Annotated in this window: 16 protein-coding genes; 6 read left to right on the top strand and 10 right to left on the bottom strand. The window is 57.8% G+C overall.

Going from position 1 to position 17,385, the window contains the following annotated elements:
- Positions 1-76 precede the first annotated feature (76 nt).
- From ACM6IN_RS12915 to ACM6IN_RS12905, 3 genes are all read right to left on the bottom strand, one after another.
- Complete coding sequence (locus ACM6IN_RS12915; RefSeq protein ID WP_414916154.1) at positions 77-2,632, bottom strand: LuxR C-terminal-related transcriptional regulator; 2,556 nt, start codon at positions 2,630-2,632, stop codon at positions 77-79.
- Between the two features lie 139 nt (positions 2,633-2,771).
- Complete coding sequence (locus ACM6IN_RS12910; protein WP_007914212.1) at positions 2,772-4,139, bottom strand: DUF1329 domain-containing protein; 1,368 nt, start codon at positions 4,137-4,139, stop codon at positions 2,772-2,774.
- A gap of 23 nt (positions 4,140-4,162) precedes the next feature.
- On the bottom strand, positions 4,163-5,956 hold the full coding sequence (locus ACM6IN_RS12905; RefSeq protein ID WP_414916153.1) for a DUF1302 domain-containing protein: 1,794 nt from the start codon (positions 5,954-5,956) through the stop codon (positions 4,163-4,165).
- A 722-nt stretch (positions 5,957-6,678) separates the two neighbouring features.
- Between ACM6IN_RS12905 and ACM6IN_RS12900 the strand changes: the two genes are divergently transcribed.
- The 3 genes from ACM6IN_RS12900 to ACM6IN_RS12890 all read left to right on the top strand — a co-directional run bounded on the left by ACM6IN_RS12900 (position 6,679) and on the right by ACM6IN_RS12890 (position 9,533).
- The gene (locus ACM6IN_RS12900) at positions 6,679-8,823 is read left to right on the top strand and encodes an S-type pyocin domain-containing protein (protein WP_414916152.1); all 2,145 of its coding nucleotides are present in this window, start codon (positions 6,679-6,681) and stop codon (positions 8,821-8,823) included.
- Entirely contained in the window at positions 8,820-9,077 is a 258-nt protein-coding gene (locus ACM6IN_RS12895; RefSeq protein WP_016987012.1) for a hypothetical protein, read from the top strand. Before ACM6IN_RS12900 ends, ACM6IN_RS12895 begins: the two co-directional genes overlap by 4 nt.
- A 198-nt stretch (positions 9,078-9,275) precedes the next feature.
- Positions 9,276-9,533, top strand: coding sequence for an immunity protein (locus ACM6IN_RS12890; RefSeq protein ID WP_414916151.1), 258 nt, complete (start codon positions 9,276-9,278; stop codon positions 9,531-9,533).
- Between the two features lie 52 nt (positions 9,534-9,585).
- Here the strand turns inward: ACM6IN_RS12890 and ACM6IN_RS12885 are convergent, their stop codons facing one another.
- From ACM6IN_RS12885 to ACM6IN_RS12865, 5 genes are all read right to left on the bottom strand, one after another.
- Positions 9,586-10,497, bottom strand: a complete 912-nt coding sequence (locus ACM6IN_RS12885; protein ID WP_414916150.1) for an SDR family oxidoreductase — start codon at positions 10,495-10,497, stop codon at positions 9,586-9,588.
- A 209-nt stretch (positions 10,498-10,706) separates the two neighbouring features.
- A complete protein-coding gene (locus ACM6IN_RS12880) occupies positions 10,707-11,609 on the bottom strand; it encodes an alpha/beta fold hydrolase (protein ID WP_414916149.1) in 903 nt (300 codons plus the stop codon).
- The gene (locus tag ACM6IN_RS12875) at positions 11,609-12,391 is read right to left on the bottom strand and encodes a class II aldolase/adducin family protein (RefSeq protein WP_077571168.1); all 783 of its coding nucleotides are present in this window, start codon (positions 12,389-12,391) and stop codon (positions 11,609-11,611) included. Before ACM6IN_RS12875 ends, ACM6IN_RS12880 begins: the two co-directional genes overlap by 1 nt.
- Before the next feature lie 131 nt (positions 12,392-12,522).
- Complete coding sequence (locus tag ACM6IN_RS12870) at positions 12,523-13,209, bottom strand: LrgB family protein (RefSeq protein WP_414916148.1); 687 nt, start codon at positions 13,207-13,209, stop codon at positions 12,523-12,525.
- On the bottom strand, positions 13,199-13,585 hold the full coding sequence (locus tag ACM6IN_RS12865; RefSeq protein ID WP_007914242.1) for a CidA/LrgA family protein: 387 nt from the start codon (positions 13,583-13,585) through the stop codon (positions 13,199-13,201). Before ACM6IN_RS12865 ends, ACM6IN_RS12870 begins: the two co-directional genes overlap by 11 nt.
- A gap of 95 nt (positions 13,586-13,680) precedes the next feature.
- On the opposite strand from ACM6IN_RS12865, the gene ACM6IN_RS12860 reads away from it, so the two are divergent.
- On the top strand, positions 13,681-14,568 hold the full coding sequence (locus ACM6IN_RS12860; RefSeq protein ID WP_007914245.1) for a LysR family transcriptional regulator: 888 nt from the start codon (positions 13,681-13,683) through the stop codon (positions 14,566-14,568).
- Here ACM6IN_RS12860 and ACM6IN_RS12855 read toward each other — a convergent pair.
- Positions 14,558-15,013, bottom strand: coding sequence for a flavodoxin (locus ACM6IN_RS12855; RefSeq protein WP_007914247.1), 456 nt, complete (start codon positions 15,011-15,013; stop codon positions 14,558-14,560). The two genes, ACM6IN_RS12860 and ACM6IN_RS12855, sit on opposite strands and share 11 nt — an antisense overlap.
- A 153-nt stretch (positions 15,014-15,166) precedes the next feature.
- Between ACM6IN_RS12855 and ACM6IN_RS12850 the strand changes: the two genes are divergently transcribed.
- On the top strand, positions 15,167-15,643 hold the full coding sequence (locus tag ACM6IN_RS12850) for a PAS domain-containing protein (RefSeq protein WP_123375743.1): 477 nt from the start codon (positions 15,167-15,169) through the stop codon (positions 15,641-15,643).
- A gap of 54 nt (positions 15,644-15,697) precedes the next feature.
- Positions 15,698-16,303, top strand: a complete 606-nt coding sequence (locus ACM6IN_RS12845; RefSeq protein WP_007914250.1) for a hypothetical protein — start codon at positions 15,698-15,700, stop codon at positions 16,301-16,303.
- Positions 16,304-16,306: 3 nt separating this feature from the next.
- Here the strand turns inward: ACM6IN_RS12845 and ACM6IN_RS12840 are convergent, their stop codons facing one another.
- A complete protein-coding gene (locus ACM6IN_RS12840; RefSeq protein ID WP_007914252.1) occupies positions 16,307-17,266 on the bottom strand; it encodes a MerR family transcriptional regulator in 960 nt (319 codons plus the stop codon).
- Positions 17,267-17,385: the final 119 nt, after the last annotated feature.

The following is a 17,385-nucleotide window of genomic DNA, read 5'->3' as shown; positions in this document are numbered from 1 at the left end:
ACATGAAGTTCGAACAATTTACAAAACATGCCAACAAACAACCAAAATCATTTTCACCAGCAAAAAAATTAAAACACTAAGCCAATATCCCCATCAACTTTGCTTTCGCCACCGCCTGAGTTCTGCGCTCCACCCCCAACTTCCCATTAATCCGTCTCGCATGTGTTTTTACTGTATGTAACGAAATAAAAAGTTGTTCTGCAACTTGCTGATTCGAAGCACCTTGAGCAATCAACATCAGCACTTCGCGCTCACGCCGACTGAGGCCCGACGCCAGATCAGGGTTATCGCATTGCCTGGCAGGAATCTGCTTGGCAGACACTGTTCCGAGACTGCCCCGGCGTAATTCCCACTCCCGCATGGCGTGCTGCAATTGACAGCGCTCCACCAGCATTCCGGCACGCTGGAAAGCTTGCTGCGCCGCCTCTGTGTCACCGTTCGATTCGGCCAACTGGGCGAAGGCCAGCAGCAACTCCGTTTCCGCCGTCAACATGCCTCTGGCCTGCGCCTGATTGAGCAATCGTTCAATGGTTGGCAGACAGTTTTCATCCGGATTCAACTGCGTATGCGCGCAGGCCAGCAGGTATTCAATGCGGATAATCAGCTCGAAAGTGGCGGGCGGCGCCTGGAGTGCAGAGGGTCCACGGTAATGCCTTAACAGCCGGCCCAACGCCTCTTGCACCAATTGCGGTCGCCCCTGCTGCAACCAGAACTGGCTGCTGACCTGAAGCACGACACCGCGATAGACCGTATCGGGAATCTGCCGCTGCTGCATGACCCTTTCGGCCTCGCGCAGGCGCTCGAAAGCGCAGGCATAATCGCCTCGATTGCCGGCCAGTTGAGCCTGCCCGAGGTAGCCATACAAGACCCGCTTGTCTTCACTGCGCAAACAATCTTCAAGGCCTCGGCTGAACAGATCCGCAGCCTGCTCTTCCAGACCCATGCACAGCGCCAGCCGACCTCGTCGCAGGGCAATTCGGCCCAGCAGCGGCGTGGGCACCAGGGTGCGCTGACGCAGCAAATGCTCAATATCCACCAGCAGACTTTCGGCACGCGCGGGCGCTCCTCGCTGCTCGAGCCATTGCGCATGATCAAGCTCCAGCAACCCTTCGAGCAACAGGGAGCCATGCGCGCGCGCCAGGCACAGCGCCTCGCGGTTGAGAGCATGGGCCTGATCGAGTTCACCGCACAGTAACGCCTGCTGCGTCAGTCCCGACAGACACATCAGACGGGCTTGCCAGGCATCGTCGGTCAACGCTGACAATGCCTCCTGAAAACAGGCGCGCGCCGGCTCCATTTGCCCCTGCAAGTGGCAGAGCCAACCTTGTTGCGCCTGCCAACGTGCCAGCAGTTGCTGCTCCAGATGCATCGTCGGCTGCGGCATGAAGCGGACGAGATGAGCCATGCATTGCGCGGCCTGTTCGAATCTGCCGGCGAACAGCAATGCCCCCGTGACCAGCCCGATCAATTGCGGTGTCATCAAGGTCAGCTCGCGACTTTGCTGCTCATGCAAGCGCAACAGCAGGACGACCGTCTGGTCTTCCAGCAGATCCTCGAAGCTCAAATGCTGCAACAGGCTTACGGCCGTTTCGTACTCTTCGGCCAACAACGCTTGCTCGAACGCTGCTCGCCAATCCTGCACCGCAGTGAACCACTGACAGGCGCGCCGATGCCACGAACGCGCACACGGCCAATGCGACTCCTGCATGATTCGCGACAGCGGGCGAAAAACCTGCAGCCAATCGACGGACTCCTGCCAAGGCTCGATAAAGCAGCCCAGCACTTGCAGGTCATGCAACAGCTGTGCGCCTTCGCCGGGGCCGAACAAATGCTCGCATAATGGCGCGTTGAACCGCGGCAATTGGGCCAGAACACGCCATGCCTCATCCTGCTCTGGCGTCAGGTTGCTGAAGAGTTCGTGCTGCAGATAATCGAGCAGGGTGTCGACACGCTGTTGTGGCTGCAGCTTTTGCGACCAGTCGCACTTTTGCAGGAGCGCCATGCGCGCACCCGCGCACCAGCCGCCGGTACGCTGGATGATACCGGCGGCGACACGGTCCGCCTGGTCTGGCGGCAAATGGCGCAACACCGGTACAAGCTCATCGTGGGTCAGTGCCAGGCTGGCGCGCTCGGATTCGTACAGTTCGTCATCGAGCAACAGGCGCGGCCAGTTGCACTGTGGCCGGCGGCGAGTGCTGATCCACCAGGTGAGCGCCGGGCTGCTGACCGCCAACAAACGATCCAGTAAAGCATCCAGAGCCGGATCCGGCAGACGGCTGTAATCGTCGATAAACAGCGAAGTTGTCCTGGGCCAACGTGCCAGCTCCGCCATCAGTTGCGCAACGTCAAGGTCCTCGACCAGCCCGAGCACCTGAGTCAGACGCAGGCAAAACTCCTCGCAGCTGAGCGCTGCTCCCGCCAGCGGCAGCCAAATCGTCTCGCAGTCTGCACGCACCTGCAGAAGACATTCGCTGAGCAGTGCGGTTTTGCCACTGCCAGCGGGTGCGCACAACAGCCTGACCCGCGCGTTCGAAGCCAGAAGAGGCGCACTCAAGCGAGGGCGAGGCTGGTGATGTGAAGAAAGTCTGGGCAGAAATCCGGGTCGATCCAGGCACGGGGTCATGGCGGTCATCGGGTGAGCCTTCTTATCGTTGTGCGCTCACCCTAGCCCTCTCCCGTGCGCTTGTTGACGAGTATTCAGCACGCTGATTGACGACCATAAAAAAGGCGACCGTGCGGTCGCCTTTTGCGCTGCCGATGTATCAGAACCGTTACCGAACGCCCTCTGCACGCAAGGCCGATGGCGTGTAGTCAGCTGCCTTGGCTTCGAAGCCGAACTCGAAACTGTGCTTCTCTTCGTTCTTCATTCCCAGGGCAATGTAGCGACCGGCGATGATGTCGTAGAGCGCTTCGAGGGTATAGGCCTGCGCCTGGTGATCGTAGTAGTACTGAGCATGCCCTTCGGCGACACGCCACAGTTGCCCGCGACCGTCGTAGTGATCGGCGAGCGCCACCTGCCAGCTGTCCTCGTCGATGTACATGTGGCGCTTGGCGTAGATGTGCCGCTCGCTCGGTTTCACCGTGCCGATCACTTCCCAGACGCGGTGCAGTTCATAGCGGGTAAGGTCCTGATTGATGTGGCCAGCCTTGACGATGTCGTCGTATTTCAGGCTCGGCGAATCGAGTTTGTAGCTGTTGTAAGGAATGTACATTTCCTTCTTGCCGACCAGCTTCCAGTCATAGCGATCCGGTGCACCGGAGAACATGTCGAAGTTGTCCGAGGTGCGCAGACCATCGGCGGCGGTACCCGGGCCGTCATAGGCCACTTGCGGCGCACGACGCACCCGGCGCTGGCCGGCGTTGTAGATCCAGGCCAGACGCGGCTCTTTCACCTGATCGAGCGTTTCATGCACCAGCAGCACGTTACCGGCCAGCCGCGCCGGCGCGGTCACCGACTGTTTGAAAAAGGTCAGCACGTTGGCGGCTTTTTCCGGATCGAGATCCTTCATCAGTTGCGGCACGGCGATCTCTTCTTCAAAGCGGATCGGCGTGTAGCTGCCGTTAGTCTGCGGCGTCACCTGTGTGATGATGCGCCGCAGGTTACCGCCGTGATATCGGGTGATGTGGTTCCACAACACCTCCACACCGTTCTTCGGAATCGGGAATGCGTAGTAGCGGTTGCCTGTGAAGTTGGCCAGGCCATTACCATCGTTGATACTGGTGACATTCAGCGCGCTGCGTTTGGCCGACTCATAGATCTCCGCTGGCACGGCGACGGTGCGATGGGTCGGGTAAACCGGGATCTTGTAGGTTTCGGGGTAACGTTTGAACATCGCCACCTGACCGTCGGACAGCTTGTCCTTGTACTTGTCGACGTTGGCCGCGGTGATCGTGAACAGCGGTTTCTCGTTGGCGAACGGGTCGGCGAGGAAGCCTTTGCTGTCCACCGCACCGGCGTTTTTCGGGATGCCACCGGTCCATGCCGGAATCGAACCGTCAGCGTTGCCAGCCTTCTCGGCGCCGAGTGGCGTCAGGCTGGTACCAAGTTTGTTGGCTTCATCCGGCGACACCGCCGCCATCACATTGGCCGCCAGCAGACTCAGCGCCAGCACACCACATTGCAGAATCGTTTTGCGCATTGCAGTCATCCTTCTCGGGCAGATCAGAAGTTCACGCCGAAGCTCAGAGCCACGAAGTCACGGTCTTCGAGGACGTTGTAATCGCCACCGAAAAAGTCGGTGTAACTGAGGCTCGCGGTGTAGGTGTTGCGGTAGTCGGCATCGACGCCGACGCTGATCGCTTTCGCGCCTTCGTTGAACAGGCCGTTGGGGCCGTAACCGGCGACGTCATGCGACCACGACAGGTTGGGTTTGAGGTTGATACCGCCGATCACGTTGGCGTAATCGAGGATCGCCCGGGCGCGGTAACCCCACGAAGTCGAGGTGACGAAACCGTCGGTGTCGCCACCAAAACCGTACTGCCCGTAAACCGAATCACGGCCATAACGCAGCTTGTCGCGTGACTCCAGTCCGCCGACCCGCACCACAGCGGCTTCACCGACCAGGGTCAAGCGCTGAGCGCCCCAGACCTGATCGAAGAAGTGTGTGAGGGTGCTCTGGATTTGCGTGACTTCTTTGCGCCGATAGCCTTTGTTGTCCGCTCCCGGTGACGTCGCAAGTGGAGACGCCGTGCCACCCGCAATCGGGTTGAGCAGCGCCAGTGTCAGGTCGTTGGTGTTGACCTGCACCGGAGCGTTCGGACGGTAGCTGATCTCGCCGGTCCACGCGGTACCGGTGGGCAATGTGGTGGAGAAACTCGCGCCGTAGAGGCGAATGTCTTCCGGGTATTCAAGGTAATACCCACCGCGTCCGAGCATCACGCTCTGCGCCAGACCGGAACCACTGCCGGGGGCCAGGCCATTGGCGATGCCGACCATGCCCGGCAATGCCGCCAGCGTCGACAGGCCGGCCGTGGTGGTGCCGACGGTCGGCGTACGGCTGTGGTAGTTCATGAAATAGAGACCGTACTCGGTGTCGTCGCCGAGCCAGCGCAACGCCGTCCCCCACTGCCCGGAATCCCGTGCATCACGGTCACCACCACGAGGAATCACCACACCCTCACGGGTCACCTGAATCCCTTGGCCAAAGGCCTGGGTCAGCGGCACAAACGGCGCGATCGCCGGGTTGCCGACGGTGTAGCCGTTGTTGCAACCGTCCGCCGCCACATCGACACCGAAGAAGGTGCCGCAGTTGTCGAGAACGGTCTGGTCCCATTCCAGTTGGTAGAAGCCTTCAACGGTCAGTTGATCGGTCAGGCCTTGCGAGCCAAACAACATGTTGACCGGAATCAGGCCTTCCTTGATTTCCGCACCGGGGCGGCGAAACGCCGAGACGTCGATCGGGTTGATGCTGTTGATCGAGTTACCGATGAAGGTACTTTCGCCCCAGCTCACCACCTGTTTGCCCGCGCGCACGGTGCCCGGCAGGTCGGCGATGGAATAGTTGTGATAGACGAACGCATCAAGAACCTGCGCGCCGGAGGATTTCGCCCCTTCCTTGCGCCCGCTGTCGCTGATCGGCTTGAACTCGCGGTCTTCATCCTTCAGCTCGAAGTCGTACCAGTACTTACCGCGCACGAAGACACCGGTGTCGCCGTACTTGAGTTCAAGGTCGTGAATGCCTTTGAAGATTTTCGAGAAGGTCTCACCCTTCTTGAAATTCAGACGCCCGTCATCACCGGTCGAGGATTGCCCGGTCCCGCCATTGACCGTGCCGACCAGCGACTTGTCGGCATCGCGCATGCCCCAGCTCGCACCGATCGACAGCGACGAGTCGAAGGTGCCTTCAATCTCGCCAATGTTGAACGCAACCGCTTGCGCCTGGGCGCAGCAACCCAGAGCTACCGCGGCTGCCAGCGCCTGCGGTGTGAAGATGGCGCGCATTGTTGTTTTTGTCATGCGTCTTCCCCGGTGAGTGACAGAAGGCCCCACCCTACTGCCGGGCAACCGCGTCGATAAGCGCACCAAGGAGGTATTCGTGTTGTCGCTCGAAAGGATGAAAGGCCTTGCGCGGCGCGGCTTTGCGCCGTTCATGGATTGGCTGGATGGAGGATTATCAGTGCAGCGCATGGTGCACATCGGATGATGGGACTGTTGCATGCCCCGCAACAGTGCATGTCCGGAATCGGTATTTTTCCTACGCGCTCAAGACCTTATTCTGAACGCGCTTTCACGGGACACGCCGCAAAGCACGAAGCACTGGCCTTTGAGCGACTCAGGCCATTGCTGACAGATTTCAGATGAATCGAAGACTTCGGTTTATCGCCCCGGTGTTCACTGACGTTGATTTGTAGCTCCTTGATCCAACGTCTTACCTTGGCCGCTGCGTTTGCAGCGGCCTTTTTTATGGGCGTTGAAAACGTATTCCCTACTGCCTGCAAACACTTTCCGAGAACAACGTAGGACCTTTCCTGCAGCGCAGAAGAATTCTCCCTACTTTGTTATTAGCCTGCGAAAACCCTCTCGAAACAAAGCCCTGTTACTTACGGGCTTCTCAGATTTTGTAACCGCAAGTCTGATGTAACTTGAAACACCTAAACCCCTCGCTGGTGACACGGACGTCGCTATCGGTCGCGCTGACTTGCCAGCGAATTATCACGCACATTCAAAAGGACATGAATATGCAAAAGCCTCCACCCTTTGTGTTAACCGAAGCTGTTCATACGACGGCAACAGCCCCCCCCAACACACCTTTGATTAGAGGGACATCACCGAACCTATCCCAAAGCGGCACATTTGCTATTCCCAACAATGTTCAAGTCAACTCTCGGGAGTTTACTGCCCACAGCCTGAGAACTGCTCGTGAGTTTCAAACTCGAACAGAGCAACTGCCCCAATCAATTGAGCAGGATCTGGCCGCAACGCGGCTGGAAGGTGCAACCCACCCACTTCCTCCCGCGCAAGCAATCCTTCGTGAGTTGGGTGTACGACATACCCTCATTCAAAGAAAAACCGCTGAATTTCATCAAAAAATAGCACAAGCCAATCAGTTCTTTGGAGATGACCCACTTAATAAAGACTTCCATGCCTACTTTCGAAAAGCCCAAAGCATCGATAGAACCGTTAATGCGCGGGGAATTGCGATGCAGACCTGGGCTGCCTCGTACAGAGCCGCACACGAAGCGAAATTGCTGGCGCAATCAATTCAGATGCTCAACCAGCAACAGGTCAACGTGCAGAACTGGCTGGCCGCCGTTCAGACAAATGATCAGGCGCAAGCACAAGCGGCGGCAGAAGCTCGGCGAGTAGCGGCAGAACACGCACGGATTGCCTTAGAACAGCAACGTCAAAGAGAAATTGCTGAAGCTGCACGTCAAGAGCAGGAGCAAATTCGTGCCCGTGAACAGGCGCGACTTGCCACCCTGGCGAAAAAGCAGGATCTGGATGCATACCTGGCAAAATACTCCGCCCAGTTGGCACGCATTCTTGCTGAAATGAGAGCTGAAGCTCAGGAAAAAGCGCGAATCGCGGCATTGAAGAGCGCTTTAGCCGAAGCACAAGCAAAAGCTGAAGCAGCCGCACAGGCGTTTGCTGCCGAGCAGGCTCGTCTTCAAGCGCAAATGGAGCAGCGTGTAGAAGCGAACCAGCAGGAAGGTCATTCAGCAGAGATCCAGCATGTATATCCGGCTTCAGGAGCCGTGGCTTCAACTAGTCCGGTTTTGTCTTTTGCCTCCAAAACCATTCGTCTTCCTCCGGCATCGTCGTCCGGGATTCTCAGCGCAATGCGCACAGGATTACTGGCCGTGAGGGCGGCAGGCGCTGCGCTGATGAGCGGTCCGGTGCTGGTAGGTTTCGCGGCACTGTTAATGCCATCACGCCTGGGCAACGGCGAACGCTTTTCCATGAGCGTTCCACTTGCGGAGTTGTCGCCGGAGTCTCCTCAGACATTGCGCGAAATAGCGGATCGGCAAGGCACATTAGAGCTGCCCGTGGGATTGGGCGTAAGGCGGGTCGGGGCTGGCGCTGAAGTCTTCGTCGCTACAAACGATGACTTCCATATCCGCTCGAGTGTGCTGGTTCTGAATGCGGCCTATGACTTGCTGAATGATGTTTATGAAGTAGCGCTACCAGATTCGCCGACGGACTTTCTGACCTGGACACCCACTATCTCGCCGGGTGACAGCTCGACTGAATCGCCAGTGGTTGATACCGACTCCCTTGCGTATACGGGCGCTCCGATTGTTCCGATCGAAGGGCGACTGGATCTGCATCCCGTACTGATTGAGGGCTGGGAACGATTCATCATCGTTTTTCCCGATGACTCGGGGATTGCGCCCCTTTATGTGGTGTTCAGCAGTCCGTATGCGGGAGGTTATGTCAAAGGGAAATACAGCGGTCGGCCTTACAACCCAGAGCAGTCTGGTGGACCAATACTTGATCTGGATTGGCGCGCGGCAGTTATTACTCAAGCCGGAATTGATGCGGTGAGACTACATATCGCGAGGCTTGACCAATCAGATGCCAACGAAATCATGATTCAACGTCTGGAAAAAATTCTCAGCGGGCAATGGATGTTCACCGATACGGATTTACGCTATTACACTCATGAGTTACGCGAGCTCGAAAGGTTTCGCGCGTTGGGACTTGGTGACGATTTCAAGCCAGACAAAGAGTCGCCTCTTTGGAACAATGCCCATACGGCCACGCTAGAAGATTTCAAGCTTCGCGACGATGAGTCTTTGCTCTACTCCAAAGACGCCATTGCCGCTGCAGACAAGCAAGATGAACTGTTTTTCAAGAATCTGCTGAAAGGAGGTAAGCAATGAGCATCGTCGAGCAAATAGTAAAAAATGAATCTGTAGAAGATGTACTCACCGTGTTCGCACTCGGCTCCGCCATACCTTCCCTAGACAGAATGTTTGGGCGCTACAGGTACGAAGTTATTGCAAGCGGCGAATTGCTTGAAACCTATGCACGACTCTTCGAGCAAGGCGTTTTGGCTAATGGTAGCGGACCAGTTGCCGTCAAAGGGCCTAATTGGCGAGCGCCCAGATTCATGACAGACAACACGTACTCTTAAGTAGCAATTCAAGCCACCAAGCCCGAGCTTGGTGGCCCCACTATTTAAAGCGAATACCTCTGCATAATCGCCATCATCTCATTCGGCGCCTCAACATTCTCGGAAGCGAGTTAACGCTGCTCTACACCGAAAAATTACTTAGCACGATGAATGCTCAAAAACCAGAGAGTATGAAAATGACATGAGGATTTTCGATCAATGAATACTGTCGAGAAAATCATAAAAAACGAACCGATTGCGGACGTCATTTCACTCTTGGCACTTTGTTTTCATCCCATGCGCCTCGATCAAATGTATGCACGTTATCGCAAGGATACAATCCCCCACAGTGTCTTCATCAACACATACAACTCGCTGTTCAGAGAGGGGGTGCTGTCCTACGACGAAAATGGAAAAACCATTAAAGGTCCCAATTGGACACCGCCAGCGTTCATGACAGAAAAACGCTACGACTAAAACACAAAAAGCCACCCGACCATTACTTGCATTGGTCGGGTGGCCTAAGTACTTAAAGCGAATACGTCTGCAAATTCGCCATCATTTCCTTCAGCGCTTCAATATTGTCCTTCGGGTGCGCCGCCCCTTCGAAATCACAAATCTGCTGCCAGTGCGCCGCGACATCTTCCGGCGAGAAACCAGCGCGTGGGTCGAAGCCGGCGCCGAGGCTGCGTTCCCAGCGTACCTTGCCCATCCAGCCGCCACCGACTTCGAACAGTCCAGAGGTTTCCTGGCACTGCTCACTGGCCAGATACACCACCAACGGGCTGACCAGTTCCGGTTTCAGTTGCTCGAACACTTGCGGCGGGATCAGGCCTTCGGTCATGCGCGTGCCGCCGGTAGGCGCGATGGCGTTGACGAGGATGTTGTTTTTGCGGCCTTCGATGGCCAGCGTGCGGGTCAGGCCGTAGAGGCCGAGTTTGGCCATGCCGTAGTTGGATTGGCCGAAGTTGCCGTAGATGCCAGAGGTCGAGGCGGTGAAGATCACTCGGCCGTAGTTTTGCTCGCGCATATGCGGCCAGGCGGCGCGGGTGACTTTGTAGGCACCTTCGACGTGGACGCGGTACACCAGATCCCAGTCGGCATCGTCCATTTTGTGGAAGGTCTTGTCGCGCAGAATGCCGGCGTTGTTGACGACGACGTCGACACGGCCGAAGGCATCGAGGGCGTTCTGCACCAGTTTGTCGCCGTCGGTGACCGAGTCATGGTTGGCTTCGGCAACGCCGCCGGCCGCGCGGATTTCGGCGACCACGCGGTCGGCGGCGGAAGCATTCGCGCCCTCGCCCTGGGTCGAGCCGCCGAGGTCATTGACCAGCACTTTGGCGCCCTGTCTGGCGAACAGCAATGCGTGGGCGCGTCCGAGGCCACCACCGGCTCCGGTGACGATGACAACTTTATCTTCGAAACGCACAGACTCATTCATCGCAGCAACTCCAGCAGGCCAGTATTGATCCTGAGTGTCAGGCACAGGGCTTTGGGTCACAACGAACACGGCTGAGGCTGAATGGTGCGCGATAAGGTTGGGGGATGATGAGGGTGTCAAAGAAACAAAAGATCAAAAGATCGCAGCCTTCGGCAGCTCCTACATTGGATCTGTGTAGGAGCTGCCGAAGGCTGCGATCTTTTGATCTGTCAGGAGCAGGCCACTTTGCGCGGCGGCAGCACAAAACGATCGCGAAACGCCAGATAGTGCTTGAGCACCTGCACCGGCGCCTCGGTCTGGGGATAGTGACCGATCTCCGGCAACAGCACCGTGTCCGCGTCCGGGATCAACTCGCGATAGCGCTCGACCATGTGCGCCCCGGAAATCGGATCGACTTCGCCATCGATCACCCGCAGGGGGATTTCGCCACGCTGCATCGCGCTCACCCAACGATCACGCTGCACCCGACGCTCGGGAATGTAGCTGATCAATTTGTGCATGATCCGTGGCCCGCGATTGCTGTCGACCAGGCTCCAGAAATCGTCCAGCTCGCTTTCGCTCGGACGCGTTTGCGGACCGAAGATCTGCCGGAAGCTTTTCACCAGAGCATCGCGTGTAAACGCGCGGCCAATCATCCAGCCCAGTGGACTGAGCAGCAGTTTTTGCATCAGCACCGGGCGATGGGTTTCCGGAAACAATCCGCCGTTGAGAAACACGCAACTGGCGATATCGATCTTGTCTTCGTAGTGTCGGGCAAGCAGTTCTTGCGCAACGCTGTCACCGTAATCATGCGCCAGCACATGCACCGGTTGTTCGACCTGCAAATGCGCGAGCAAGGCCTGTTGCAGGTCAGCCTGTTCCAGCAGGCTGTAGGTGTGATTGAGCGGTTTGGCCGAATCGCCAAAACCGAGCATGTCGCAGGCAATCACCCGATAACGCTGGGCCAGTGGCTGCCACAGGTAGTGCCAATCCCAACTGGCGGTCGGAAAGCCGTGGATCAGCAACAGCGGCTCACCCTGCCCCGCCGCCCAGTAACGAATCGGCTGACCACGAAAGACAAACGTCTGGCTGCGTTTACGCCAGACACACAGAGGAATCTCGGCAAGAGGCATTAGAGTTTATATCCGGGGTCTTGTTTATCGAGTTTGCGCAGCAACGCCGGCCAGGCCAGCGCGCCACCCATGCCTTGAGCACTTTTGGTGACGCCAGCGATCATCGCTTTGGCGCCTGCCAGAATTTGCGGTTCGATGGCGATGAGCTCAGCACCACCGGTTTGCGCCATGACCTGAATGTCGCAGGCGCGCTGGAAGGTGAACATCATCAGAAAGGTATCGGCGATGGTGCCGCCACAGGTCAGCAGACCGTGGTTGTGCAGCATCAGGAAATTGTTTTCGCCCAGATCGGCCTGCAAGCGCGCCTTCTCTTCGTGGTTCAGCGCCACGCCTTCGTAGGCGTGATAGGCCAGGCTGGACAGCACGAACAGCGACTGCTGGCTGATCGGCAACACGCCCTGCTTTTGCGCCGACACCGCGACACCTGAGGCGGTGTGCGTATGCAGTACACAAACCACATCGTGCCGCACTTCGTGCACAGCGCTGTGGATGGTGTAACCGGCGGGGTTGATCTCGTAGGGGCTGTCCATGAGCTTGTTGCCGGCCTGATCGACTTTTACCAGGCTCGACGCGGTGATCTCGTGAAACATCAGACCAAACGGGTTGATCAGGAAATCTTCGGTGCCCGGCACCTTGGCGGAAATATGGGTGAAGATCAGATCGTCCCAGCCATGCAGCGCGACCAGACGATAACAAGCGGCGAGATCGACACGGGTCTGCCATTCCGCAGCGCTGACCTGGTCTTTGACATTAAGGGACGATTGGACGGGGGCTACGCTCACTGTATGCACCTCTGCGTTCTTATTGTTCTGCACGTGTGAGCAGTCTAGTCAGGCGCAGAGGATCGCGTAGTTGCATTGGCAGCCAGCTTGATGACTGATCGAGTCAGCGATGCAAACAGCTTGGATCCATGTCAAAGCCACGACGCCAACAATGGCGCGGCGAACAGATTGAGCAACCCGGTCAAGACCATCACCAGCCCGGCGACAGAGCCTTCTTCGCCGCCCACTTCATGGGCCCGGCTGACCCCGGCACCGTGCGCGCCAACCCCGAACAACGCACCACGGGCCAAAGCACTGCGCAACGGCAACCACTTCAACAACACGCCGCCGAGCATCGCGCCAAACACCCCGGTGAACATTACAAAAACCGCCGTCAACTCCGGCACGCCCCCCAGGTTCTGTGCCAGCGGCATGGCGAACGGTGTGGTGATCGAACGCGGCACCAGCGACATCGTCACCGAACTGTCGAGCGCCAGCGCCCTGGCCAGCCCGAACGAGGTGCCGATCGAGGCAGCACTGCCGGCAACCATGCCCAACAGCAGTGCCGACCAGTGCCGCATCAGCAAGCGCCGTTGCTGCCAGATCGGCACGGCGAAAGCCACGGTGACCGGGCCCAGCACCAGCATCAGCCAGTGGGTATTGCTGGAGTATTCGGCATAAGCCGTGTGCAACGGCACCGCGAGCGCCAGCAGTAACGCCGGCACCAGAATCAGTGGCGACAAAACGTAGCGCCCGGTGCGCCGATACAACCAGCGGCTGAACAGGTACGCCAACAGGGTGAAGGCCAGCCAGAACATCGGCATCCATTCAAGCTTCATGGGACCGCCTCATGCGCACGGCAAGCTCGACTGTGAAAGCCGTCACCAGCATCACCATCAAGGTGCTGGCAGCGATGACCAGCAGGATCCGCCAGCCGTCATTGCGCAACAGCGCGCCGTAGTCGAGCAGACTCATCAGCGCCGGGATGAAGAACAACAACATCTCGGCCATCAGCAGTCCCGCGCCCAGTTGCAGGGCTGCCGGTTTGACCCAGCCAAAGGCAAATGCCAGCAGCAACAGCGCCATGCCGACTACGCCACCGGGAATCGGCCACGCCAGCCAGGCCGCCACTTGGCAACCGAGCAGGTAAAGGCCGAGCAATACCGCGAGTTCGGCGAGAAGACGAGACAGATGTTTGAGGGTGACGACGTTCATGATTTTGCTCCTGACAGGGGCATATTTTACGAAGCGCGCTGCCATCCCCGAAGCGAATTGTTAGACTCAATGCCATTCCAAAATGGAATCAGGCTATGGAACTCAAACAGCTGCGCAGTTTTGTCGAAGTCATGCATCAGGGCGGCTTCACCCAAGCCGCAAAAACCCTGCACATCAGCCAGTCAGCGGTGAGCAAACAAATCGCGCAACTGGAACAGAGCCTCGGCACGCCTTTGCTCGAACGGCTCGGTTCGCAACTGCGCCTGACCGCCGCGGGCGGCGTGGTGCTGCAACGGGCCGAGAGCATGCTGCGCTTGCGCAATGAATTGCTCGCAGAACTGGATGATCTGAGTCATCTGGTGCGTGGAGAACTGCGCCTCGGACTACCACTGCTGGGCAGTGACGCGCTGTTCGCCGGGCTGTTTGCCGAATACCGACGACGCTATCCGAATATCAACATTCAGTTGCTTGAGGGTGGCAGCCGCAATGTTGAACAAGCGGTGCTCAGCGGTGAACTGGAGTTGGGCGGCAGCCTGTTACCAAAGGATCCGCAATTCGACTGTCAGCCGTTCTGTGATGAGCCTCTCGACGCCCTGCTGCCGGCAGATCATCCGCTGGCAGGTCGGGGTGAGATCGGCCTGGAAGAATTGGCCGAGACGCCATTCCTGCTCTATCAACGCAGCTTCGTGCTCAACGACCGCTTGCTGCAGGCATGCCAGCAATTGGGCTTCACGCCGAAGGAAGGCGGACGCAGCGGTCAGGCGGATTTTCTTGCGGCGCTGGTGGCCGCCGGGCAAGGCGTGGTGCTGTTGCCCAGCGTGGTTGCACGCGGCCTGGTGCGGCCAGGCGTGGTGCGTCTGACCTTGCGAGCGCCGGATTATCTGCGTTGGGATATCGCGTTTATCTGGCGTCGCGGTGCGTATCTGTCGAAAGCCGCACAGGCGTGGCTGAGCCTGCTGCGCGAGCGGGCGATCAACCCTTGAGCGTGTCGATCAACTGCGCCAGCCAAGGCTCGGCGTCGGTTTCCGGGGTGACGCTTTCGCTGGCGTCGATGCGCAGCATTTCTTGCACTTCACGCACGCCGAGTTCGCCGAACAGCTCACGCATTTGCTCGCCACCGCCGCAGAAGGTGTCGCCATAACTGGCATCGCCCAGGGCAATCACGGCGCCCGGCAAACCGCGCCACGCGGCTGGCAATTGGTCGCGAATCGCCGAATACAGCGGTTGCAGGTTGTCGGGCAATTCGCCCATGCCGGTGGTTGAGGTCACCGCGAGTAACGCTTCGGGGCCAAACGCCTGAAGGTCGGCGAGGCTGGCGCGCGAGTTGTAGAAGGTTTCAAAGCCAGCGTCTTTCAACAGGTTCTGGGCGTGGCGGGCGACTTCTTCGGCGGTGCCGTAGACCGAACCGGAGAGGATGGCGACTTTCATCAATCTGATCCTGAAACTGAAAAAAAGAGCGGCGATAGTAACAGCCTCCAATGCAAAGCTGCGACTGGATCTCAATTGGCGGTAATGGCCAGTAGACAGCGCCTACGGTTCTTCTAGAATGCGAGCCACTGACAACTCTGAAAGGATTCAAAGATGATCAACGCAAGCTTGTTGCAAATGGTGATCAACGCGTCGAACGACGGCATCGTGGTCGCTGAAAAAGAAGGTGAGCAGGACAACATCCTGATTTATGTAAATCCGGCCTTTGAACGTCTGACCGGCTACACCAGCGAAGAAATCCTCTACCAGGATTGCCGCTTCCTGCAGTCCGGGGACCGCGACCAAGAGAGCCTGGAACTGATTCGCGACACGTTGCGCGGCGGCGGATCGTGCCGGGAAATCCTGCGCAACTATCGCAAGGACGGCACGCCGTTCTGGAATGAACTGTCGCTTTCCACAGTAAAAAACGCCGATGACGGGCAGACTTATTTCGTTGGCGTGCAGAAGGACGTCACTGTTCAGGTCAAGGCTCAGCAACGCGTGGTGCAGCTGGAAGCGCAAGTCGCCGCACTCGAAGCCGAACTGGCTACGGTGAAAGCGACAAACGGTCAAAACAAAATCGCGAACTAAGTGTCATTAACTACAATCACCAATGACTTTGTAACTATATCTTTTGAGTTAGCCATGCAGCGCGACGCCCTCCTCACTCAGGATGAGCTGGATTTCATCCAGACCATGCAGCACAACCCGCAACTGAACGTGCGGGATGCGACGTCGAGTCTGCTGGTTAACGGCGGTTCACAGATCCGCGATTTGCTCACGCGCCTGGCCGCGCACGAGCAAGTGACCATTCAGGCTAACTTCGAAAACCAGCAGATGACCTTCCCGTTGCACCTGGTGGAAGATGAGTTTCACGCACTGCATCTGCGCCTCGGCGTGCCGAGTATTTACGAAGACGGCCCGATGGTACGGCCATGGCGCTTGACGCTCGAAGAGCCGGTAGCCCTGGAAAACGCCAAAGGTCAGCCAGGAATGTTGTGGGTACACGAGGTTTCGCACAAAGGTGTGCTGCTGGAAGTGCGCAACAAGACCAAACCGCCCAAGCATTTCGCGTTGTGGTTCAGCCCTTCGGGTTACGAGCGGATTTCATTGCGCGGTAATTTCGAACGGGAAACCGAAAGCGGGTTCTACGCCTACGAGTTGAGCCAGACCGATACCGACGAAACCGAACGTCTGCGTCAGTTCATCCTGCAGCAACATCGCTTGACGCATCCTGCCCTTCACACCTGAGTTTCAGGTATCCAGATTGCCGGCCAGAAACTGCAGCATGCGTTGACGCATGTTTGCGCCTTCATTGCCCAGACAGGCAACAGAGGATCCGGCCAGGCTGTCCTGCGCCAGATCCGAAGCGTCGCCCGCCAGCATCAACTGACAATCGAGACTCAATGCCAACCGGTTCAAACGTCGAGGCAATTCGGTGCTGGGCGCGTGATTGGAAAACAGCACGAGTGCATCAGGTTTGATCTTTTCGCACACCAACGTCAGCTCATCGAACGGCTGACCTGTCGTCAGCACCCGAACACCGGAATTGCTATCGCTGAGAAACAGCGCCGCCACCAGCAATTCCAGCTCTCGACATTGCCCGGCCAGCGCGCTGACGATCACACGACGCGGTTGAGTGCCACGCAGCATGACGATCCGTTGCAACACCCGCGCCCGCAGGAACCCGTCGAAGAACAGCCACTCGCTGGTCTGCCCGAAAGCGTCTTGGCGCTGCAGCAATTGCAGCCACAGCGGCATGAGGATGTCCTGAAACACCACCGGCAATGAGTATGAAGAGAAAATCTGACCATAGACGCGGTCCAGTTGCTGGTCGTCGAACGCACTCACCGCCTGCTGGATCTGCTCCTGCCATTGCAGGTAATCGGCTTGCACCAAATCATCGGGGATGATGTGCGCCAGCACTTTCTTCGGTTCGGTTTTAGCCAGGATCTTGCCGACTTTACTCACGGCAACACCACGATCAATCCAGTCAACGATGCCGCGCACGCGCTCGATATCGGTCATCGAATAGAGCCGATGCCCACTTTCGGTGCGTGTCGGCTGAATCAAACCATAGCGTCGCTCCCAGGCGCGCAAGGTCACCGGGTTTACACCGGTGAGGCGCGCAACCTCGCGGATCGGGAACAGATCGGCGCGCTCGAGCGCAACAGATGCCTCCAAAGCAGGGCTTGCGTCGGTGATCACAGGCATATGGCGCTCAACTTCCATGTCGGTTCAATTGGATCCCATTCTAACGCTTATGTCCCATTGGGTTTCAAGTGATGAAATGCGACGAAAGTCGCTGGTTTATTCGCGAAAAAACGGAATAA

The sequence above is a fragment of the Pseudomonas sp. IT-P395 genome (assembly GCF_949767675.1).
Lineage (GTDB): Bacteria > Pseudomonadota > Gammaproteobacteria > Pseudomonadales > Pseudomonadaceae > Aquipseudomonas.
Note: the sequence above shows the minus strand (reverse complement) of the source record. Positions and strands in the feature narration are given on the sequence as shown.

Coding starts and splice junctions, on each gene's coding strand:
- ACM6IN_RS12915 (WP_414916154.1), bottom strand. CDS start 2,632: ATGACCGCCATGACCCCGTGCCTGGATCGACCCGGATTTCTGCCCAGA.
- ACM6IN_RS12910 (WP_007914212.1), bottom strand. CDS start 4,139: ATGCGCAAAACGATTCTGCAATGTGGTGTGCTGGCGCTGAGTCTGCTG.
- ACM6IN_RS12905 (WP_414916153.1), bottom strand. CDS start 5,956: ATGACAAAAACAACAATGCGCGCCATCTTCACACCGCAGGCGCTGGCA.
- ACM6IN_RS12900 (WP_414916152.1), top strand. CDS start 6,679: ATGCAAAAGCCTCCACCCTTTGTGTTAACCGAAGCTGTTCATACGACG.
- ACM6IN_RS12895 (WP_016987012.1), top strand. CDS start 8,820: ATGAGCATCGTCGAGCAAATAGTAAAAAATGAATCTGTAGAAGATGTA.
- ACM6IN_RS12890 (WP_414916151.1), top strand. CDS start 9,276: ATGAATACTGTCGAGAAAATCATAAAAAACGAACCGATTGCGGACGTC.
- ACM6IN_RS12885 (WP_414916150.1), bottom strand. CDS start 10,497: ATGAATGAGTCTGTGCGTTTCGAAGATAAAGTTGTCATCGTCACCGGA.
- ACM6IN_RS12880 (WP_414916149.1), bottom strand. CDS start 11,609: ATGCCTCTTGCCGAGATTCCTCTGTGTGTCTGGCGTAAACGCAGCCAG.
- ACM6IN_RS12870 (WP_414916148.1), bottom strand. CDS start 13,209: ATGAAGCTTGAATGGATGCCGATGTTCTGGCTGGCCTTCACCCTGTTG.
- ACM6IN_RS12865 (WP_007914242.1), bottom strand. CDS start 13,585: ATGAACGTCGTCACCCTCAAACATCTGTCTCGTCTTCTCGCCGAACTC.
- ACM6IN_RS12860 (WP_007914245.1), top strand. CDS start 13,681: ATGGAACTCAAACAGCTGCGCAGTTTTGTCGAAGTCATGCATCAGGGC.
- ACM6IN_RS12855 (WP_007914247.1), bottom strand. CDS start 15,013: ATGAAAGTCGCCATCCTCTCCGGTTCGGTCTACGGCACCGCCGAAGAA.
- ACM6IN_RS12850 (WP_123375743.1), top strand. CDS start 15,167: ATGATCAACGCAAGCTTGTTGCAAATGGTGATCAACGCGTCGAACGAC.
- ACM6IN_RS12845 (WP_007914250.1), top strand. CDS start 15,698: ATGCAGCGCGACGCCCTCCTCACTCAGGATGAGCTGGATTTCATCCAG.
- ACM6IN_RS12840 (WP_007914252.1), bottom strand. CDS start 17,266: ATGCCTGTGATCACCGACGCAAGCCCTGCTTTGGAGGCATCTGTTGCG.